Raw genomic sequence first — 15,174 nt, 5'->3', positions numbered from 1 at the left:
TCCGGCGCTATCCCCGTTCAGGTCAGCAGTGCCTGCAAGGTGGCCAGGTCGTCGGCTTGCTCGACCGGCTTGTCGTGGCGCCAACGCAGCATACGAGGAAAGCGTACGGCGATGCCGCTCTTGTGGCGCTTGGACAGGGCGATACCCTCGAAGCCGAGTTCGAACACCAAGGTCGGGGTCACGCTGCGCACCGGGCCGAAGGTTTCCACGGTGGTCTTGCGGATGATTGCATCGACCTGGCGCATCTCTTCGTCGCTCAGGCCGGAATAGGCCTTGGCGAATGGCACCAAGGTGCGCCCCGGCGTATCCGGCGGACCATCCCAGACGGCAAAGGTGTAGTCGCTGTACAGGCTGGCGCGCCGACCATGGCCGCGCTGGGCGTAGATCAGCACCGCATCGACGCTGAAGGGGGCGATTTTCCATTTCCACCACAGGCCCATGTCCTTGGTCCGGCCCACGCCATAGAGGGCATCGCGCTGCTTGAGCATCAAGCCTTCGACGCCGAGGCTGCGAGAGCGCTCGCGTTGGCGCGCCAGCGCCGACCAGTCGTCGGCCAGCAGCAAAGGGGAGAGCACGACCGGCGTCAGGGGATGTTCGCGCAACAGCGCCTCCAGTTGCGCCCGGCGTACATGCTGCGGTCGGTTGCGCCAGTCTTCGCCTTGCCATTCGAGCAGGTCGTAGGCTTGCAGCACCACCGGGGCGTCGGCGAGCAGTTTCTTGCCCAGGGTCTTTCGCCCCAGGCGCTGCTGCAGCAGGGCGAAAGGCTGCACGGCAATGTCAGCGGCGTTGGCACGGGGCTTCCAGACCAGGATTTCGCCATCGAGCACCACACCATCAGGCAACGTAGCGGCGAGGCTATGCAGTTCGGGGAAGCGCTCGGTGACCAGTTCCTCGCCCCTGGACCATATCCACAACTGGCCGTCGCGCTTGACCACCTGGGCGCGGATGCCATCCCACTTCCATTCCACCTGCCAGGCATCCACCGGGCCGAGCAGAGCGTCGAATTGCTCGAGGGGGGCCTGCAGCGCATGGGCCAGGAAGAACGGGTAGGGCTGGCCACCGCGCTGCTGGTGTTCATCGGCCGATTCGGCAGCCACCAACTGCAGGTAGCGCTGCGGCGTTGGGCGATGGCTAAGGTCGGTGTAGCCGACCAGACGCTGGGCCACGCGCTTGGCATCCAGGCCTGCTAACTGGGCCAGGGCCCGAGTGACCAGCAGTTTGGACACCCCCACCCGGAAGCTCCCGGTGATGAGCTTCACGCATAACATCAGGCTTGGCCGGTCCAACTGCGCCCACAAGACGGGCAGGCGTTGACGGATCACCTCTGGCGGCTGCCCGCGCAACGGCAGCAGGTGCACCTCGACCCAATGGGCCAGACCCTCGTCATTGCCGTGTGGGTTTTCCGGCAGCAGCAGCGAGAGCGTCTCGGCCAGGTCGCCCACCGCCTGGTAGCTTTCCTCGAACAGCCAGTCCGGCAGGCCGGACAATGTCAGCGTGAGCTCGCGCAGCAGACGGGTCGGTACCATTTGCCTCGGGCGCCCGCCCGCCAGGAAATATACGGCCCAGGCCGCATCTTGCGCGGGTGCCTGGGCGAAGTAGGCTTGCAGGGCCGCGAGCTTGGCATTGCTGGAAGTGGTGGCGTCCAGCTGCAGATAGAGGTTGGCGAAGGCCTTCATGGTGCCGCCTCGCCGATCGGATCGTCTTCGTCGCCGTATTCGGTCACGAAGGCCCGTGCGTCCAGGCCTTGCTCACCGAGGTAGCGCACCAGGGTATTGACCGAGCCATGGGTGACCATGACCCGCTCGGCGCCGGTTTGCTCGATCGCCCACAGCAGTCCTGGCCAGTCGGCATGGTCGGAGAGCACGAAGCCTCGGTCCACCCCGCGCCGGCGCCGGGTGCCACGCATGCGCATCCAGCCGCTGGCGAAGCCGTCGCTGTAGTCGCCGAAGCGTTTCATCCAGCTGCTGCCGGCGGCCGAGGGCGGGGCCAGGACCAGGGCCTGGCGCAAGCGTGGGTCGTTACGTGGAATGTCCCCGGCGTAGTGGGTATCCGGCAGGCGTATGCCGGCCTCGCGATAGACCCGGTTCAGCGGCTCCATGGCGCCATGCACGAGGATCGGGCCAATGCCGGCATCCAGGCCGTGAAGGATGCGCTGGGCCTTGCCGAAGGCGTAGCACAGCAGCACGCTGGCTTTGCCCTGGTCGCGATTGGCCCTCCACCAGGCGTTGATCTGTGCGAACACCTCGGCCTGGGGTGGCCAGCGGTAGATCGGCAAGCCGAACGTCGACTCGCTGATGAATGTATGGCAGCGCACTGGCTCGAACGGGGCGCAGGTGCCATCGGGCTCGACCTTGTAGTCGCCCGACGCGACCCAGACTTCCCCCTGGTATTCCAAGCGTACCTGGGCCGAGCCCAGCACATGGCCGGCTGGGTGGAAGCTCAAGGTCACGCCATTGTGCTCGAGCCGCTCGCCATAGGGCAGGGTCTGCAGGTCGATGTTCCCTAGGCGGCTGTGCAGGATGCCGGCGCTGGGCTCGGCAGCCAGGTAGCGGCGATTGCCCGGGCGGGCGTGGTCGCCGTGGCCGTGGGTGATGACGGCTCGGTCCACCGGCTGCCAGGGGTCGATGTAGAAGTCACCGGGCGGGCAGTACAGGCCTTCGGGGCGGGCGATGACAAGGTCCATGGGGCGCGTCGGCTGGCTGAGGGCTTGCTAGCTCAGAGCGCGAGGCGGTGTGGGAAGTTCGAAAGAATACGGGCAGCCCAGCTGGGCTGCCCGTACGCGTCTGCGATCGGGGAAGAGTGGCTTCAGCGGCCAGGCACCAAGGTGAGGCGTTGGCTGCCATAGGCGCGGGAGAAGTTCTGCTGTTGCAGGGGCAGGTTCATGAAGCGGCCCTTGAACCAGGCGTCCAGGCCGTCGCTGAAATGGCGGCTGACCGGGTTACCGGACTGGCCATTGCTGGTCAGCACCTGCAGCGGTTCGGCCTGGCCGAAGTCGACGATCATGCGTGCCGAGGCCGGCAGGCTGGTGTCGAAGCTGCTGCCCCAGGCATAGGGCGTCAGGGCCAGGGTGCTGAAGTCGCCGCCTGCAGCCATGGGCCCCCGGCTGATGGCATCGCCCAGCCCATGGTAGGCCGGTGCCGGCCAGCGGTACTGGTGCAACCGGCCCCATTGCCAGGCGCGACGGTCGGGCCCCAGTTGCGTGTTGCCGGCTTCCATCGCTGCCGCCAGGCTGCGGGCGAGGATGGTGGGCTTGTCTTCTGTTTGCGCCGTGCTGCGATCATCCCAGAACGGGCTGTCTTCGCGCCCGAGCAGATGGTCGGCCTGGGCCGAGTAGGACAGGCGCGCATTGCCGACGAACGCCTGCCAGGCCGGGCTGGATTCCGGGCCGAGTTCGTCGAGGAAGGTCTGGCGCGCTACGGCCTGGAGGAACAGTTGGTACAGCGCGGCATCGGCCGAGACCGGGCTCAGGCGGCCATCGAATGCCTTGAGCGTCGCCAAGGCCTCGCGAGCCTGGGTACGCTGGGCGGCGGGCAGCGCATCGATGGCCTGGGCCAGGGACTGGGCCATGCCCGGCGCGTCGAACATTTGCTTAAGCTTGTCCGCCAGCAGGGTGACCTGGTCGTTTTGCAAGGCCATCAGGCTGCGGCTGTCATGACGACCGTTGCCCGCCAGCTGGGCCAGGCGCTCGGCGCGCTCGGGGTAGTACCAGGTGTTGGACAACTGCATGCCGTAGCCACGGGGCAGGCTGCGCTGGTTGGCGTGGCCGATCCAGCCGGCGGTAGGGTCCTGGTCGTAAGGGTGGAGCATCGGGTCGGCAAAGCCGTCCCAGTCGTAGCGCCCGTCCCAGCCTGGCGAGGGCAGCAGGCCCTGGCCTTCACGGCGGTTGGGGTAGCGACCGCTGACTTGCCAGCCGATGTGCTGGGGTTCGGCGAAGACGAAGTTCAGCGCCGCGGCACCGACTTCGCGGGTGATGTCGAAGGCGCGCTCCACCGATGGCGCGCGGGTCAAGTTGAACAAGGCATCCAGGCTGGCGTCACCCTTGAGCTGAGGCAAGTTCAGGGCAAGGCCCAGGCCGGCGTTGGCCGGCTGGTTGAGCAGGGTGCCGTGGCGAGTGTCGTACATCACTTCGCGCTGCGGGCGCTGGCCACGTATGAAGAAGGTCTCGCTGCGAGCCCGTGCCGGCTGCCACTTGCCATCGGCCAGGTAGCTCAGCTGGTTGCCTTGGCGGCGCAGTTGTTCCAGGTACAGGTCCTGGTTGTCGGCCATGACCGCGCTGCTGCTCCAGGCCAGTTTGCCGTTGTAGCCGGCCAGTACGATGGGCAGGCCTGGCAGCGACAGGCCGGCGACCTGGTACTTGCTGGTATGGATCTGCACGGGGGCCAGGGCCCAGTTGGCGCGACTGTCGCTGGCCAACAGGCTCTTGCCGCTGCGACTGCGCTGTGGGCCCAGGGCCAGGTTGGCCGAGCCCGGGGTGCCGAGCAGGCCCAGGTCGGCGAGTTTCTGGCTTGCACTGGCCAGGGCATCCAGGCCCGGCAGCTGGCTCGCCAGGTTCAGGCCCTTGAGTTTGTCCAGCTCGGCTTCGGCCAGCGGTTCGTCCGGCGCGCCCGGCAGCAGCCAGGCCAGCTTGTCGGTGCCGACCTTTTGCGCCAGGGCCAGGGCGGCGAGCTCTTCCTGGAGGTTCACCGATTGGCTGAAGGCATAGAGGCTGAACACCAGTGCCGAGTCCTCGGGCTTCCAGTACTCCGGGCGGTAGCCGCTGCGGGCGAGCTGTGCCGGCAGCCGGTCGCGGTAGCGGAACAGGTAGGCATTGACCCCACGGGCGTAGACCTCGAAGAAGCGCTTCAGGCGCGGCGAGGCATCGGCATACAGCTGCCCGGCGCTTTGCTTGAGGTTGGCGGCGCGCATCAGCCGGTCGACATCCAGCGCCTCGGGGCCTGCCAGCTCGGCCAGGCGGCCCTGCGCGAGCAGACGCATGGCGACCATCTGTTCGATACGGTCACCGGCATGGATATAGCCCAGGCTGAACAGCGCATCATGGAAGCTGCTGCTTTCGATCAGGGGCGCCCCCATGGCGTTGCGGCGCACCGAGACGTTCTGCGCCAGGCCCTTGAGCGGTTGCACGCCCGTGGTCGGAGGAACGCTGTCCTGGTAGCCGCCCGTCTGGCAGCCGGCAAGGCCGAGCATGCCGAACAACGCGGCGGCAGTACCGAACCGAGGGCGGAAGGGAGGAAGGGCGGCGGCGGCCATGACGAGGCTCCTGCTAGGCGTGGCGGGGGTTCAAAGGCGCTACGTTAGTGAGCGCGCAGTCGCCATGCAAGGTGCCTGGAGCCTTTATTTTTCGGGGGGCAGCCCAGTGGCCGAAGTCTGCAGGAACAGGTGCTATGGCTATCGCCGGGCCGGCCTGCTCCCCCACACGCCTGCAACGCCTGGACGGTGTAGGAGCGGGCTTGTCCCGCGATGGCCGCGAAGCGGCCCGCAGGACATGTCTGCTGGCGTCAGGCCCCGTGGCACTTCTTGAATTTCTTCTGGCTGCCGCACGGGCACGGGTCGTTGCGGCCGACGTCCTTCAGGGCGTTGCGCACCGGCTCCTGGTGGCCGTGGTTGCAGTGCGGGCCGTGCACATGGCCGTGGTCGTGGTCATGGTGGTCGTGACCGTGGTTGCAGTCGGGGCCATGGACATGGGGTTGCTGGGTCATTGCGGGGTTACTCCGGTTGAAGATCGCCGGGGATTATCTCACCACTGCGCGACAAGTGCAGGTCCCGGTGGACGATCAGCCCGGTGTTCAGTTCACCCTGCAGGCGATAATGCAGGGGTTGTTCGCTCTTGAGCAGCTTGGCCAGCGGCTTGAGGTGCTGCCACAGGTTGGTCCGCGCGGTGATCTTGAAGGTGCGCGTGGCATGGCCGCCGACACTGCGCCAGAGGCTGGCCTCGTCCTGGGCCAGGAGCAGTTCGTTGAGTTTCACCGAGTAGGCGAGGTTGCGAATGAACAGGCGGCTGTCGTTGGGGTTGTCCACCCGCAGGTGGAGCACGAACTCCTGCTGGTGCAGGCGGGCCTTGACGGTCTCGACCTTGACCAGCTGGATCTGCGGTTGGCGCCAGCTGTCGCCGCCCCAGCCGGCACAGCCCGCCAGCAGTGCCAATGAAAGGGTGAGGAGGAGCAGGCGGGCCGAGGGGATCATGGTCAGCTACCGATGTAACTGGCGCAGCATTTCTTGAATTTCTGCCCGCTGGCGCAGGGGCAGGGGTCGTTGCGGCCGGCCTTCAGGCCTACGGTCGGATCGATGAAGTACCAGCGGCCGTCGTGCTGGACGAAGGCGGAGCGTTCATGGTGCTGGTGGTCGCCTTGCTGGTCGTGCCAACGGGCGGTGAAGCTGACGAAGGCATGCTCGGGCTGGCCGCCGAGCACCTCGGCGTGCTCGACCTCCAGGCCCAGCCAGGTACTCTGGGCGCTCCACGCAGCAATGGCCGCGCGATCCAGGCCCGCCTGCTGGGCGGGCAGGGTGGTTGCTACCAGGTAGTCCACCAGGCCCAGCACATAGGCGCTGTAGCGCGAGCGCATCAGCGTCTGGGCGTCGGGGGCCGGCGTGCCGGCGTGATAACGCCCACAGCACGCGTCGAGCAGGTTGCCGCTGCCGCAAGGGCAGACCGAGACACTCATTGCATCACCACCAATACTTGCCGAAGTTTTCAGGGTTGGCCCAGAACTTGGCGTTGAGCCAGTCCGGGACCTGCTTGTAGTCATGTAGATCATAGGTGAACAGGCTCAGCACCTGGTCGTCGCGGCGGAATTTCTCGCTGGCCGACAACGCCAGGGCGAAGAAGTCGGTGTCGTGCCAGCCGCAGGCCTGCAGGTCCGCCAGCACGGCGACCCGGCTGGCATTGAGGTTGCGGATGCCGCCGAGCAACTCCAGGCCGGTGCGCTTGGGCAGGTGTTCGAGGCAGTCCACCAGCACCGCGAGGTCGAAACGCTGGGCGGCGGCCTGGGGCGGCAGCGGACCTGGCGCGGCCGTTTCGATGTGCACCTCGGGGTGGGCCTGGGCAAATGCCTCCAGGGCCGGGAAACGCGTGCCCACCAGCAACAGGCGCTGGGGCGTGAAGCGCTCGAGCAGGGCGGCGAGAGCCTGCTGCGGGGTGCGCTGGGAGAAACCGTCGGTCATTGCCAATCCTCGTTCAGGTGGGCCCTAGACTAGCGGGCCCGGTGCGGTCGGCAAAGAGGCATGGCTTATTGCTGGCAGAGAGGGAATGCGCGGTCTTTACTCCGAAGGATCGGTCTTATGCCGATTCCCCCTAGGAGAAGCAACAAGATGAGCATAGTACGCACAGCGATACCCCTGGTCCTGCTCACCAGTGTGTTGACTGGATGTGCAGGTTTGCAAAAAACCGACTGGCCGAAGTGTGCTGCCGTCGGGGGTGTGGGCGGCGCTGCCCTGGGCGCCATCGAGAGCTCCAGCTGGGCTGGGTGGGGCGCGTTGCTGGGCGGTGGCCTGGCGGCGGGCTACTGCTGGGCCCATGGCGATGGCGACGAGGATGGCGACGGCGTGCCGGACAGCCGCGACAAGTGCCCGGGTACCCCGCCCGGGGTGCAGGTCGATGCCAATGGCTGCCCGCCGGAGCCGGCCCCGGTGGTCGAGGAAGCGGTGGTGCAGAAGGAAGAAGTCATCGTCATCCGTGACGTGCACTTCGAATTCGACTCCGCACGTCTGACCGCAGCCGACAAGGAGCGCTTGAACACCATCGCCACGCGCCTGAAACAGGAAGCGCCGAGCGCCCGCCTGACTGTGACCGGGCATACCGACAGTGTCGGCTCCGACAGCTACAACCAGAAACTGTCCGAGCGCCGTGCCCACTCGGTGACCGACTACCTGGTCGAAAGCGGCGTACCGCGCAGCAGCTTCGTCTCGGTGGTAGGTGCTGGCGAGACCCAGCCGGTGGCCGACAACGCGACCGCCGATGGCCGTGCCATGAACCGTCGTACCGAGATCAAGATCCAGCGCTGACGGCCTGCGCCCATGCCTTGAGCAGTGGCATGGGCGCTCCCAATTCGAGTGACCGGCCGCGGCCGGTGACACAGGAGCATTCATCATGGGTGTCATGTCGAAGGCGGCATTGCCGCTGCTGGTGGCCACGAGCTTGCTGGGCGGGTGTGCCACCCACAGCGATGGCAGCGCGCCCCTCAATCAACGAACATGGCCGCTGTGCAGCCTGCTGGGCGGGTTGGTCGGCGGTGGCCTGGGCGCCATCGAGAGTTCCGCCTGGGCGGCTGGAGCCGGCGCTGCCGGTGCGATCGCCGGTGGCTTGATCTGCTATGCCCAAGACGGCGACGAGGATGGTGATGGTGTGTTCGACCGCCGCGACCGCTGCCCGGACACGCCGGCCGATACCCGGGTCGACCATATGGGTTGCCCATTGCCGCAGTACCCGCCCGCCAAGGCCGAGGCACCAGCGCCGGCGCCTGAGGTGATCACCCTCGACGACCAGGGGCAGGTCCTGTTCGCCTTCGACTCCGCCGAGCTGACTGCTGGCGCCCAGCAGCGTCTGCAAAGCCTGCTGCCCAAGCTCAACGACCCGACGGTGATCAGCGTCAAGGTCATCGGCCACACCGACAGCACCGGCTCGGACAGCTACAACCAGGCGCTGTCCGAACGCCGTGCCAGCAGCGTTGCCGAATACCTGATCAGTCAGGGTCTGGCGCCGGCCAAGGTGACCAGCCAGGGGCGCGGTGAGGCGGAGCCGGTGGCCGACAACGACACCGACGAAGGCCAGGCGCGCAACCGGCGGGTGGAGCTGCACCTGAACTGACACCTCTGGCGCCTATCCTGGCAGGAGTTTACTGTTGGCCAGCGGCCTGCCCGAACGGGCCGCAGCCATAACAACAAGACAGGGGGCGGGGGCATGAAATTCATCCTGGGCCTGGGCAAGGCCCTGACGGTGGTGTTCTGGTGGGTGGTGCTGGTGAATCTGTTCATGCCCCAGCCACTGCCGTTCAATTTGCTGATCAACGCTGCGGGCATCGTCCTGCTGGGGCTGCATTGCCTGGAGGTATTGTTTTTCAACGGCAGCCTGCGCGGGCGCAGCCATCGCTGGTTCGATCGCCTGCAGATCCTGCTGACCGGCATTTTCCATGTGATGTCCATTCCCAAGCCCCTGGAGGCGCCCCGCCATGCGTAAGTTGATGCTTTGGCTGGCGCTGGCCAGCCCCCTGGCCCAGGCCCAGAGCCTGGACGTTGCCGCCCACTCGGTGCTGCGCCTGCCGAACAAGACGGGCAGCGTGCACCTGGAGCGCCTGCAGGTGGCGGACTCGGCGACCTTGTTGTTGCCGGCGACACTGAGCGAATTGAAAGTCGACCACTTGGTGCTGGGGCGCGATGCGCGGATCGCCGTCACCCCTGCCGAGAAGCCCTTGCGGATCGAGACCGGCGCCGCCGTGCTGGGGCAAGGAAGCGAAATCACTGCCACCGGAGCGCCGGGTACCTATGAACGGGCCGCCCGGCCGGGGCGTGACCTGGACCTGCGCCTGAACGGCTTGCAGGCCGAGCGGTTGTCCATCGACGCCCGAGGCGGGGCAGGGGCGCCGGGCTATGCCGGGCTCGATGGCGCCAACGGCAAAGCCGGTGGTTGCACTTGGGGCCAGGCGGGCCGTGGTGCGGATGGCGACGACGGGGGCGACGGGCACGACGGTGCCTCGGGCGGTCGGATCCTCCTGGCCGTGCCGGCAGGCTTCCCACAGGCACGTATCGAGGTTCGCCTGGAGGGTGGCGCGCCCGGTAAACCAGGGGCTGCCGGCAAGGCAGGGTTGGGCGGCAGCAGCAAAGGGTGCCTGGTCTACCGCACCGAGGCGGGGGCCGATGGTCGGCCTGGCGTCGCTGGGCAGCCGGGGTTGGCTGGGGCTGCCGGGGAGCTGATTCTGCAGCGGTTGTAAGCAGGTGTGGGCCCTTGGGGCGCAATCGCGGGCTTGTCCCGCGATAGGGCCTGGGCAGTCATTCCATCAACATGACCCTGCCGACTCCCTCAAACCAGAACCCGCGAACTCGCCACTGCCACGACCAGCATCCCCACCAACAGGTTGATCCCGACCATCCGTCGAATCCGCCCCAGCACCGACGCCCCCGCTGCCCAGTCCTGGGCCTGCACCGCCGCCCGCAGTTCCGGCAGCAAGAGCGTCTGGACCCGCATGAACAACGCAAACATGACGATCGCCCCGCCGATCATCACCTGGATATAGCGGGGCGCCGTCTCGAAGCCGTTGAACCGCATGTGCAACATCCCGATACCACTGATCGCCAGGACCGCCACTGCCAGCCAGACCCATCCGAAGAAGCGTCGGAAAACTTCCACCCACAGCTTCAGCCGTGCCGGCCCTTCCAGCGCTGCAACCGTTGCCGGACGCAGCACCAGCCAGGCGAAGAACATGCCGCCGACCCAGACCAGGGCTGCCAGGACGTGCAGTGTGTAGGGCAGGGCAAAGGCAAGCATATGGTTCTCCATGGGGCATAAAGGTCGATAGCGGGGTATGATAGCCGGCCCATGCGAAACACTGAAAATTCATCCAGCCCTTCGGGCGCCTGCAGACCATGATCAGCAACGAACTCAAAGCCACCATCCAGGGCGCCTATTCGCGTTTTCTCGAAGCCAAGAGCCTCAAGCCCCGCTACGGCCAGCGCCTGATGATCGCCGAAGTGGCCAAGGTCCTCGGCGACATCGCCTGTGACGACGAAGGGCGCCGTGCCGGTGAGCCCGCCGTGGTCGCGGTGGAAGCCGGTACCGGTACCGGCAAGACGGTCGCCTACAGCCTGGCTGCGATCCCGGCCGCCAAGGCAGCCGGCAAGCGCCTGGTGATCGCTACCGCCACCGTCGCCCTGCAGGAGCAGATCGTCTTCAAGGACCTGCCCGACCTCATGCGCAGCAGCGGCCTGAACTTCAGCTTCGCCCTGGCCAAGGGCCGCGGACGCTACCTGTGCCTGTCCAAGCTCGACATCCTGCTGCAGGAAGGCCACGCTCAGTCGGCCACCGCCCAGCTCTTCGAGGAAGAGGGCTTTCGCATCGAAGTCGATGAAAAGAGCCAGAAGCTGTTCAACAGCATGATCGAAAAGCTCGCCGGCAACCGCTGGGACGGCGACCGTGACAGCTGGCCCGAGGCGCTGGAAGACCAGGACTGGGCTCGCCTGACCACTGACCACAGCCAATGCACCGGCCGGCATTGCCCGAACTTCCAGCAGTGCGTGTTCTACAAGGCCCGCGAGGGCATGGGCAAGGTCGACGTCATCGTCACCAACCACGACATGGTTCTGGCCGACCTGGCGCTGGGCGGTGGGGCTGTGTTGCCCGACCCGCGCGACACTATGTACGTCTTCGACGAAGGCCACCACTTGCCCGACAAGGCCATCGGCCATTTCGCCCATTATTCGCGCCTGCGCTCCACCGCCGACTGGCTGGAGCAGACGGCCAAGAACCTGACCAAGCTGCTGGCCCAGCACCCGTTGCCCGGCGACCTGGGCAAGCTGATCGAACAGGTGCCAGAGCTGGCGCGGGAGGTACGCACCCAGCAGCAGTTCATGTTCACCCTGTGCGAGCAGGTGGCGGACTTCCGCCCCGGCGAGGACATGGAGGGCCGCGAGCGCCCTCGCTACCGCTTCGAAGGTGGCGTGGTGCCGGAGCAGATCCGCGAGGTCGGCATCGAGTTGAAGAAAGGCTTCGCCCGTCTCAACGACCTGTTCACCCGTTTGGCCGATCTGCTCAAGGAAGGCATGGATGGCGAGGTCAACATCGGTATCGCCAGCCACCAGGCCGAAGAATGGTATCCGCTGTTCGGCAGCCTGGTGACCCGTGCCCAAGGCAACTGGGAACTGTGGACTGCCTTCACCGCCGAAGACCCGGAAGACAGCCCGCCCATGGCCCGCTGGCTCACCCTGGCCGAGAGCGGTGCGCTGTTCGATATCGAAGTCAATGCCAGCCCCATCCTGGCGGCCGAGATGCTCCGGCGCAGCCTGTGGAACGTGGCCCATGGCGCCCTGGTGACATCTGCGACCCTGACCGCACTGGGCAAGTTCGACCGGTTCCGCATGCGTTCGGGGCTGCCCCGCGACGCGGTCACCTGTGTAGTGCCCAGCCCCTTTGTTCATGGCGACGCCGGGCTGCTGCGGGTCCCTGACCTGGGGGCCGACCCACGGGATGTACCGGGCCACACCGCGGCGATCATCCGTGAACTGCCGAAGATGCTCGAGGAGGCCCGCGGTGCGTTGGTACTGTTCTCTTCGCGCAAGCAGATGCAGGACGTCTTCGACGGCCTGGACCGGGACTGGCGCAAGCTGGTACTGATCCAGGGCAACCTGTCCAAGCAGGAAACCCTGAACAAGCACAAGGCGCGGGTGGACGATGGCCAGCACAGCGTGCTGTTCGGCCTGGCCAGCTTCGCCGAAGGGGTCGACCTCCCAGGCGCGTATTGCGAGCACGTGGTGATCGCCAAGATCCCCTTCGCCGTGCCGGACGACCCGGTCGAAGCAGCACTGGCCGAGTGGATCGAGGCCCGTGGTGGCAATCCGTTCATGGAGATCGCCGTGCCCGACGCCTCGCTGCGTCTGATCCAGGCTTGCGGCCGTTTGCTGCGGACCGAGCAGGACCGTGGCGTCATCACTTTGCTTGACCGCCGCCTGGTCACCCAGCGCTACGGCAAGGCTATCCTCAATGCGCTGCCGCCGTTCCGGCGAGAGATTTCCTGACGGGCGGAGCACGAAGCTCCGCCCCCGTTGTCTATGACCTGTCGCGGGCCCCAGTGCCCTGAAGGAGAGCTGCAACCCTATGATCCGCCGTACCCTGCCTGCCGTGTTTGCCCTGTTGCTCAGCCCGCCCTTGCTGGCTGGGCAGCAGACGTTGTTCAGCTTCGTGCGCCCGGCCTCCGTGGTCAACGTGACCACCGTCGATGCCCGTATGCCGCAGTACAACGCCGAGCAGACCGCCGAGGGCGAGGTGCTGCGGCGCGTGGTGTTCGACCCCGTGCAACGGCCGACCCTGCGCCTGAGCCCGCAAAGTGGCGCCTGGGACTGGTCTGCTGGCCAAGCACTGACCTTGCGCCTGCAAAGCGCCATGGACTGGGCCTTGACGGTGGATGTCACGGTACAGAGCAGCGACGGGCGCACCCTGACCAGCCGGGTCGACCTGCCCGCGGGGCCTGCGCAGACGGTGATGGTGCCGCTGCAGGCGCGCTCGCCGTTGAGCCATGGCATGCGCGCAGGGCCGCCCATGCCATGGGTATACGAAGGGCAGCGCCTGTTGCTGGCCAGCAGCGCCGGGGACATCGACCTCAAGCAGGTGGTTGCCGTCAGCCTGAGCATTCCCGACCCCAAGGTCGCCCAGAGCCTGCTCATCGAGAAGGTCGGCATCCAGGATGACGACCAGGCGTTCAAGGCCGCCTACGAAGGCTTGCTCGATGCCTATGGCCAGTCGACGCGAGGGCGCTGGCCGGAAAAAATCACCCGCGACGAACAGCTCAAGGCTGCCGACAGCCGTGAGCAACAACAGCTCAAGGGCTGGCTCGCCGAGCGTGGCAAATTCAAGCTGGATGCCTATGGCGGCCTGCTGGCCGGGCCTGCATTCGAAGCCAAGGGCTTCTTCCGCACCGAGAAGCGCGACGGTCGCTGGTACCTGGTCACCCCGGATGGCCATCCTTTCTATTCGCTGGGTGTCAATGCCGTGGCCGCCGACGGTGGGCGAACCTATGTGCAAGGCCGCGAGGGCATGTTCAAGGCCTTACCGGGCGAGGGCGAGCCGCTGGCTGCCTTCTACGGCCAGGGCAACAACGACGATGGCAATGCTTCGTCCCAGGGGCGCAACTTCAAGCAGGGCCGCTGGTTCGACTTCTATGCCGCGAACCTGCAGCGCACCTACGGCCAGCCGTGCCCGGCAAGCCCCCAGGGCCAGCCAGCGCCCGCCTGCCCGCCAGCGGCGCTGGATGCAGCCCGGTGGCAGGGGCACGCCCTGGACCGCCTGCAGGCGTGGGGTTTCAATACCCTGGGCAACTGGAGCGATCCGGCCCTGGGGCAGGCCCGGCGGGTGCCCTACACTTTGCCGCTGTCGATCGTCGGCGACTACACCAGCATCAGCACCGGTATGGATTGGTGGGGACGCATGCCCGACCCGTTCGATCCGCGTTTCGCCATGGCCACCGAGCGCGCCGTGGCCATCGCCGCCCGTGACCACCGTGACGACCCCTGGCTGATCGGCTACTTCGCCGACAACGAATTGGCCTGGGCCGCGCCCGGTGATGACCCCAAGGCCCGCTACGGCCTGGCCTACGGCACCCTGCGCCTGACCACCGACGTACCTGCCAAACGCGCCTTCCTCAAGCAGTTGCGCGACAAGTACCGCAACCAGCAAGGGCTGTCCAAGGCCTGGGGGATCGACCTGCAGGCATGGGAGCTGATGGAGGACCCGGGCTTCGAAGCGCCATTGCCCAGCCCCGAGCACCCTGAAATCGAGCGTGACTACCAGCATTTCCAGCAGGTATTCGCCCAGACCTACTTCAAGACCATTTCCGATGCCTTGAAATGGCACGCCCCCAACCACCTGCTGTTGGGTGGCCGTTACGCGGTCAGCACACCGGAGGCGGTCAAGGCCTGCGCCGAGTTCTGCGACGTGCTGAGCTTCAACTTCTATACCCTCAAGCCTGAAGATGGCTACGACTTCGCCCGCCTGGCCGAGCTGGACAAGCCGGTGCTGGTGTCGGAGTTCCAGTTCGGTTCCCGTGACCGTGGGCCGTTCTGGCCAGGGCCGCTGGAAGTCGCCCGCGAAGAGGACCGTGGGCCTGCCTACGGCAATTTCCTCAAGGCGGCCCTGGCCCAGCCGATGATCGTCGGGGCGCACTGGTTCCAGTACCTCGATCAGCCGGCCACCGGCCGCCTGCTGGACGGCGAGAACGGGCACCTTGGCCTGGTGGCCATCACCGATGTGCCCTATGCCGGGTTCGTGGAAGCGGTGCGCAAGAGCAACCTGCAGGCCATGGATCAGTTGCGCAAGGCACTGGAGCAGCCGGCGCAACGATGAACACGGCGCAGCCCCTTGTAGGAGGGGCTTGCCCTGCAATGAGGGCAGGCACTGGTCTGCCATCAAGCACGACCATCCGGCCACATTCAGTTTGCAAATCGGCCAACTACTGGAACAATGCACGACTTTGTTGAGAA

General features: G+C 66.6%; 14 protein-coding genes. 6 read left to right on the top strand and 8 right to left on the bottom strand.

Annotated features, from left to right (window positions below):
- Positions 1–17 precede the first annotated feature (17 nt).
- The 7 genes from ACNFCI_RS20570 to ACNFCI_RS20540 form a co-directional block, all read right to left on the bottom strand.
- On the bottom strand, positions 18–1,676 hold the full coding sequence (locus ACNFCI_RS20570) for an ATP-dependent DNA ligase (RefSeq protein WP_368829682.1): 1,659 nt from the start codon (positions 1,674–1,676) through the stop codon (positions 18–20).
- Positions 1,673–2,683 (bottom strand): ligase-associated DNA damage response exonuclease, encoded by a 1,011-nt coding sequence (locus ACNFCI_RS20565; RefSeq protein ID WP_368829683.1) that lies wholly within the window; start codon positions 2,681–2,683, stop codon positions 1,673–1,675. Before ACNFCI_RS20565 ends, ACNFCI_RS20570 begins: the two co-directional genes overlap by 4 nt.
- Before the next feature lie 122 nt (positions 2,684–2,805).
- Positions 2,806–5,247 carry a penicillin acylase family protein gene (locus ACNFCI_RS20560; protein WP_368829684.1) on the bottom strand — a complete coding sequence of 814 codons (2,442 nt, stop codon included), beginning with the start codon at positions 5,245–5,247 and terminating at the stop codon, positions 2,806–2,808.
- Positions 5,248–5,495: 248 nt separating this feature from the next.
- Positions 5,496–5,696, bottom strand: coding sequence for an SEC-C metal-binding domain-containing protein (locus tag ACNFCI_RS20555; protein WP_023379046.1), 201 nt, complete (start codon positions 5,694–5,696; stop codon positions 5,496–5,498).
- Between the two features lie 7 nt (positions 5,697–5,703).
- Complete coding sequence (locus ACNFCI_RS20550; protein ID WP_368829685.1) at positions 5,704–6,180, bottom strand: LEA type 2 family protein; 477 nt, start codon at positions 6,178–6,180, stop codon at positions 5,704–5,706.
- A 2-nt stretch (positions 6,181–6,182) separates the two neighbouring features.
- The gene (locus ACNFCI_RS20545) at positions 6,183–6,659 is read right to left on the bottom strand and encodes a YchJ family protein (RefSeq protein WP_084856060.1); all 477 of its coding nucleotides are present in this window, start codon (positions 6,657–6,659) and stop codon (positions 6,183–6,185) included.
- A gap of 4 nt (positions 6,660–6,663) precedes the next feature.
- A complete protein-coding gene (locus ACNFCI_RS20540) occupies positions 6,664–7,158 on the bottom strand; it encodes a DUF6231 family protein (RefSeq protein ID WP_368829686.1) in 495 nt (164 codons plus the stop codon).
- A gap of 147 nt (positions 7,159–7,305) precedes the next feature.
- On the opposite strand from ACNFCI_RS20540, the gene ACNFCI_RS20535 reads away from it, so the two are divergent.
- The 4 genes from ACNFCI_RS20535 (at position 7,306) to ACNFCI_RS20520 (ending at position 9,920) form a co-directional block, all read left to right on the top strand.
- Positions 7,306–7,998, top strand: coding sequence for an OmpA family protein (locus ACNFCI_RS20535; protein ID WP_368829687.1), 693 nt, complete (start codon positions 7,306–7,308; stop codon positions 7,996–7,998).
- Positions 7,999–8,083: 85 nt separating this feature from the next.
- Positions 8,084–8,800, top strand: a complete 717-nt coding sequence (locus tag ACNFCI_RS20530; protein WP_368829688.1) for an OmpA family protein — start codon at positions 8,084–8,086, stop codon at positions 8,798–8,800.
- Positions 8,801–8,893: 93 nt separating this feature from the next.
- Positions 8,894–9,169 carry a DUF1145 domain-containing protein gene (locus ACNFCI_RS20525; protein WP_084856067.1) on the top strand — a complete coding sequence of 92 codons (276 nt, stop codon included), beginning with the start codon at positions 8,894–8,896 and terminating at the stop codon, positions 9,167–9,169.
- Positions 9,162–9,920, top strand: coding sequence for a collagen pro alpha-chain precursor (locus ACNFCI_RS20520; RefSeq protein WP_084856069.1), 759 nt, complete (start codon positions 9,162–9,164; stop codon positions 9,918–9,920). The genes ACNFCI_RS20525 and ACNFCI_RS20520 overlap by 8 nt, the downstream gene beginning before the upstream one ends.
- A gap of 89 nt (positions 9,921–10,009) precedes the next feature.
- Here ACNFCI_RS20520 and ACNFCI_RS20515 read toward each other — a convergent pair whose 3' ends face one another.
- A complete protein-coding gene (locus tag ACNFCI_RS20515; RefSeq protein ID WP_368829689.1) occupies positions 10,010–10,474 on the bottom strand; it encodes a CopD family protein in 465 nt (154 codons plus the stop codon).
- A gap of 98 nt (positions 10,475–10,572) precedes the next feature.
- On the opposite strand from ACNFCI_RS20515, the gene dinG reads away from it, so the two are divergent.
- Positions 10,573–12,717 carry an ATP-dependent DNA helicase DinG gene (gene dinG / locus ACNFCI_RS20510; RefSeq protein ID WP_324813312.1) on the top strand — a complete coding sequence of 715 codons (2,145 nt, stop codon included), beginning with the start codon at positions 10,573–10,575 and terminating at the stop codon, positions 12,715–12,717.
- A gap of 79 nt (positions 12,718–12,796) precedes the next feature.
- Positions 12,797–15,037, top strand: coding sequence for a beta-galactosidase (locus ACNFCI_RS20505; RefSeq protein ID WP_084856074.1), 2,241 nt, complete (start codon positions 12,797–12,799; stop codon positions 15,035–15,037).
- Positions 15,038–15,174: the final 137 nt, after the last annotated feature.

The organism is Pseudomonas sp. NY15356 (genome assembly GCF_048068175.1).
Lineage (GTDB): Bacteria > Pseudomonadota > Gammaproteobacteria > Pseudomonadales > Pseudomonadaceae > Aquipseudomonas > Aquipseudomonas putida_K.
The sequence above is the reverse complement of the archived record's forward strand: the minus strand, read 5'-3'. Positions and strand labels throughout refer to the sequence as shown.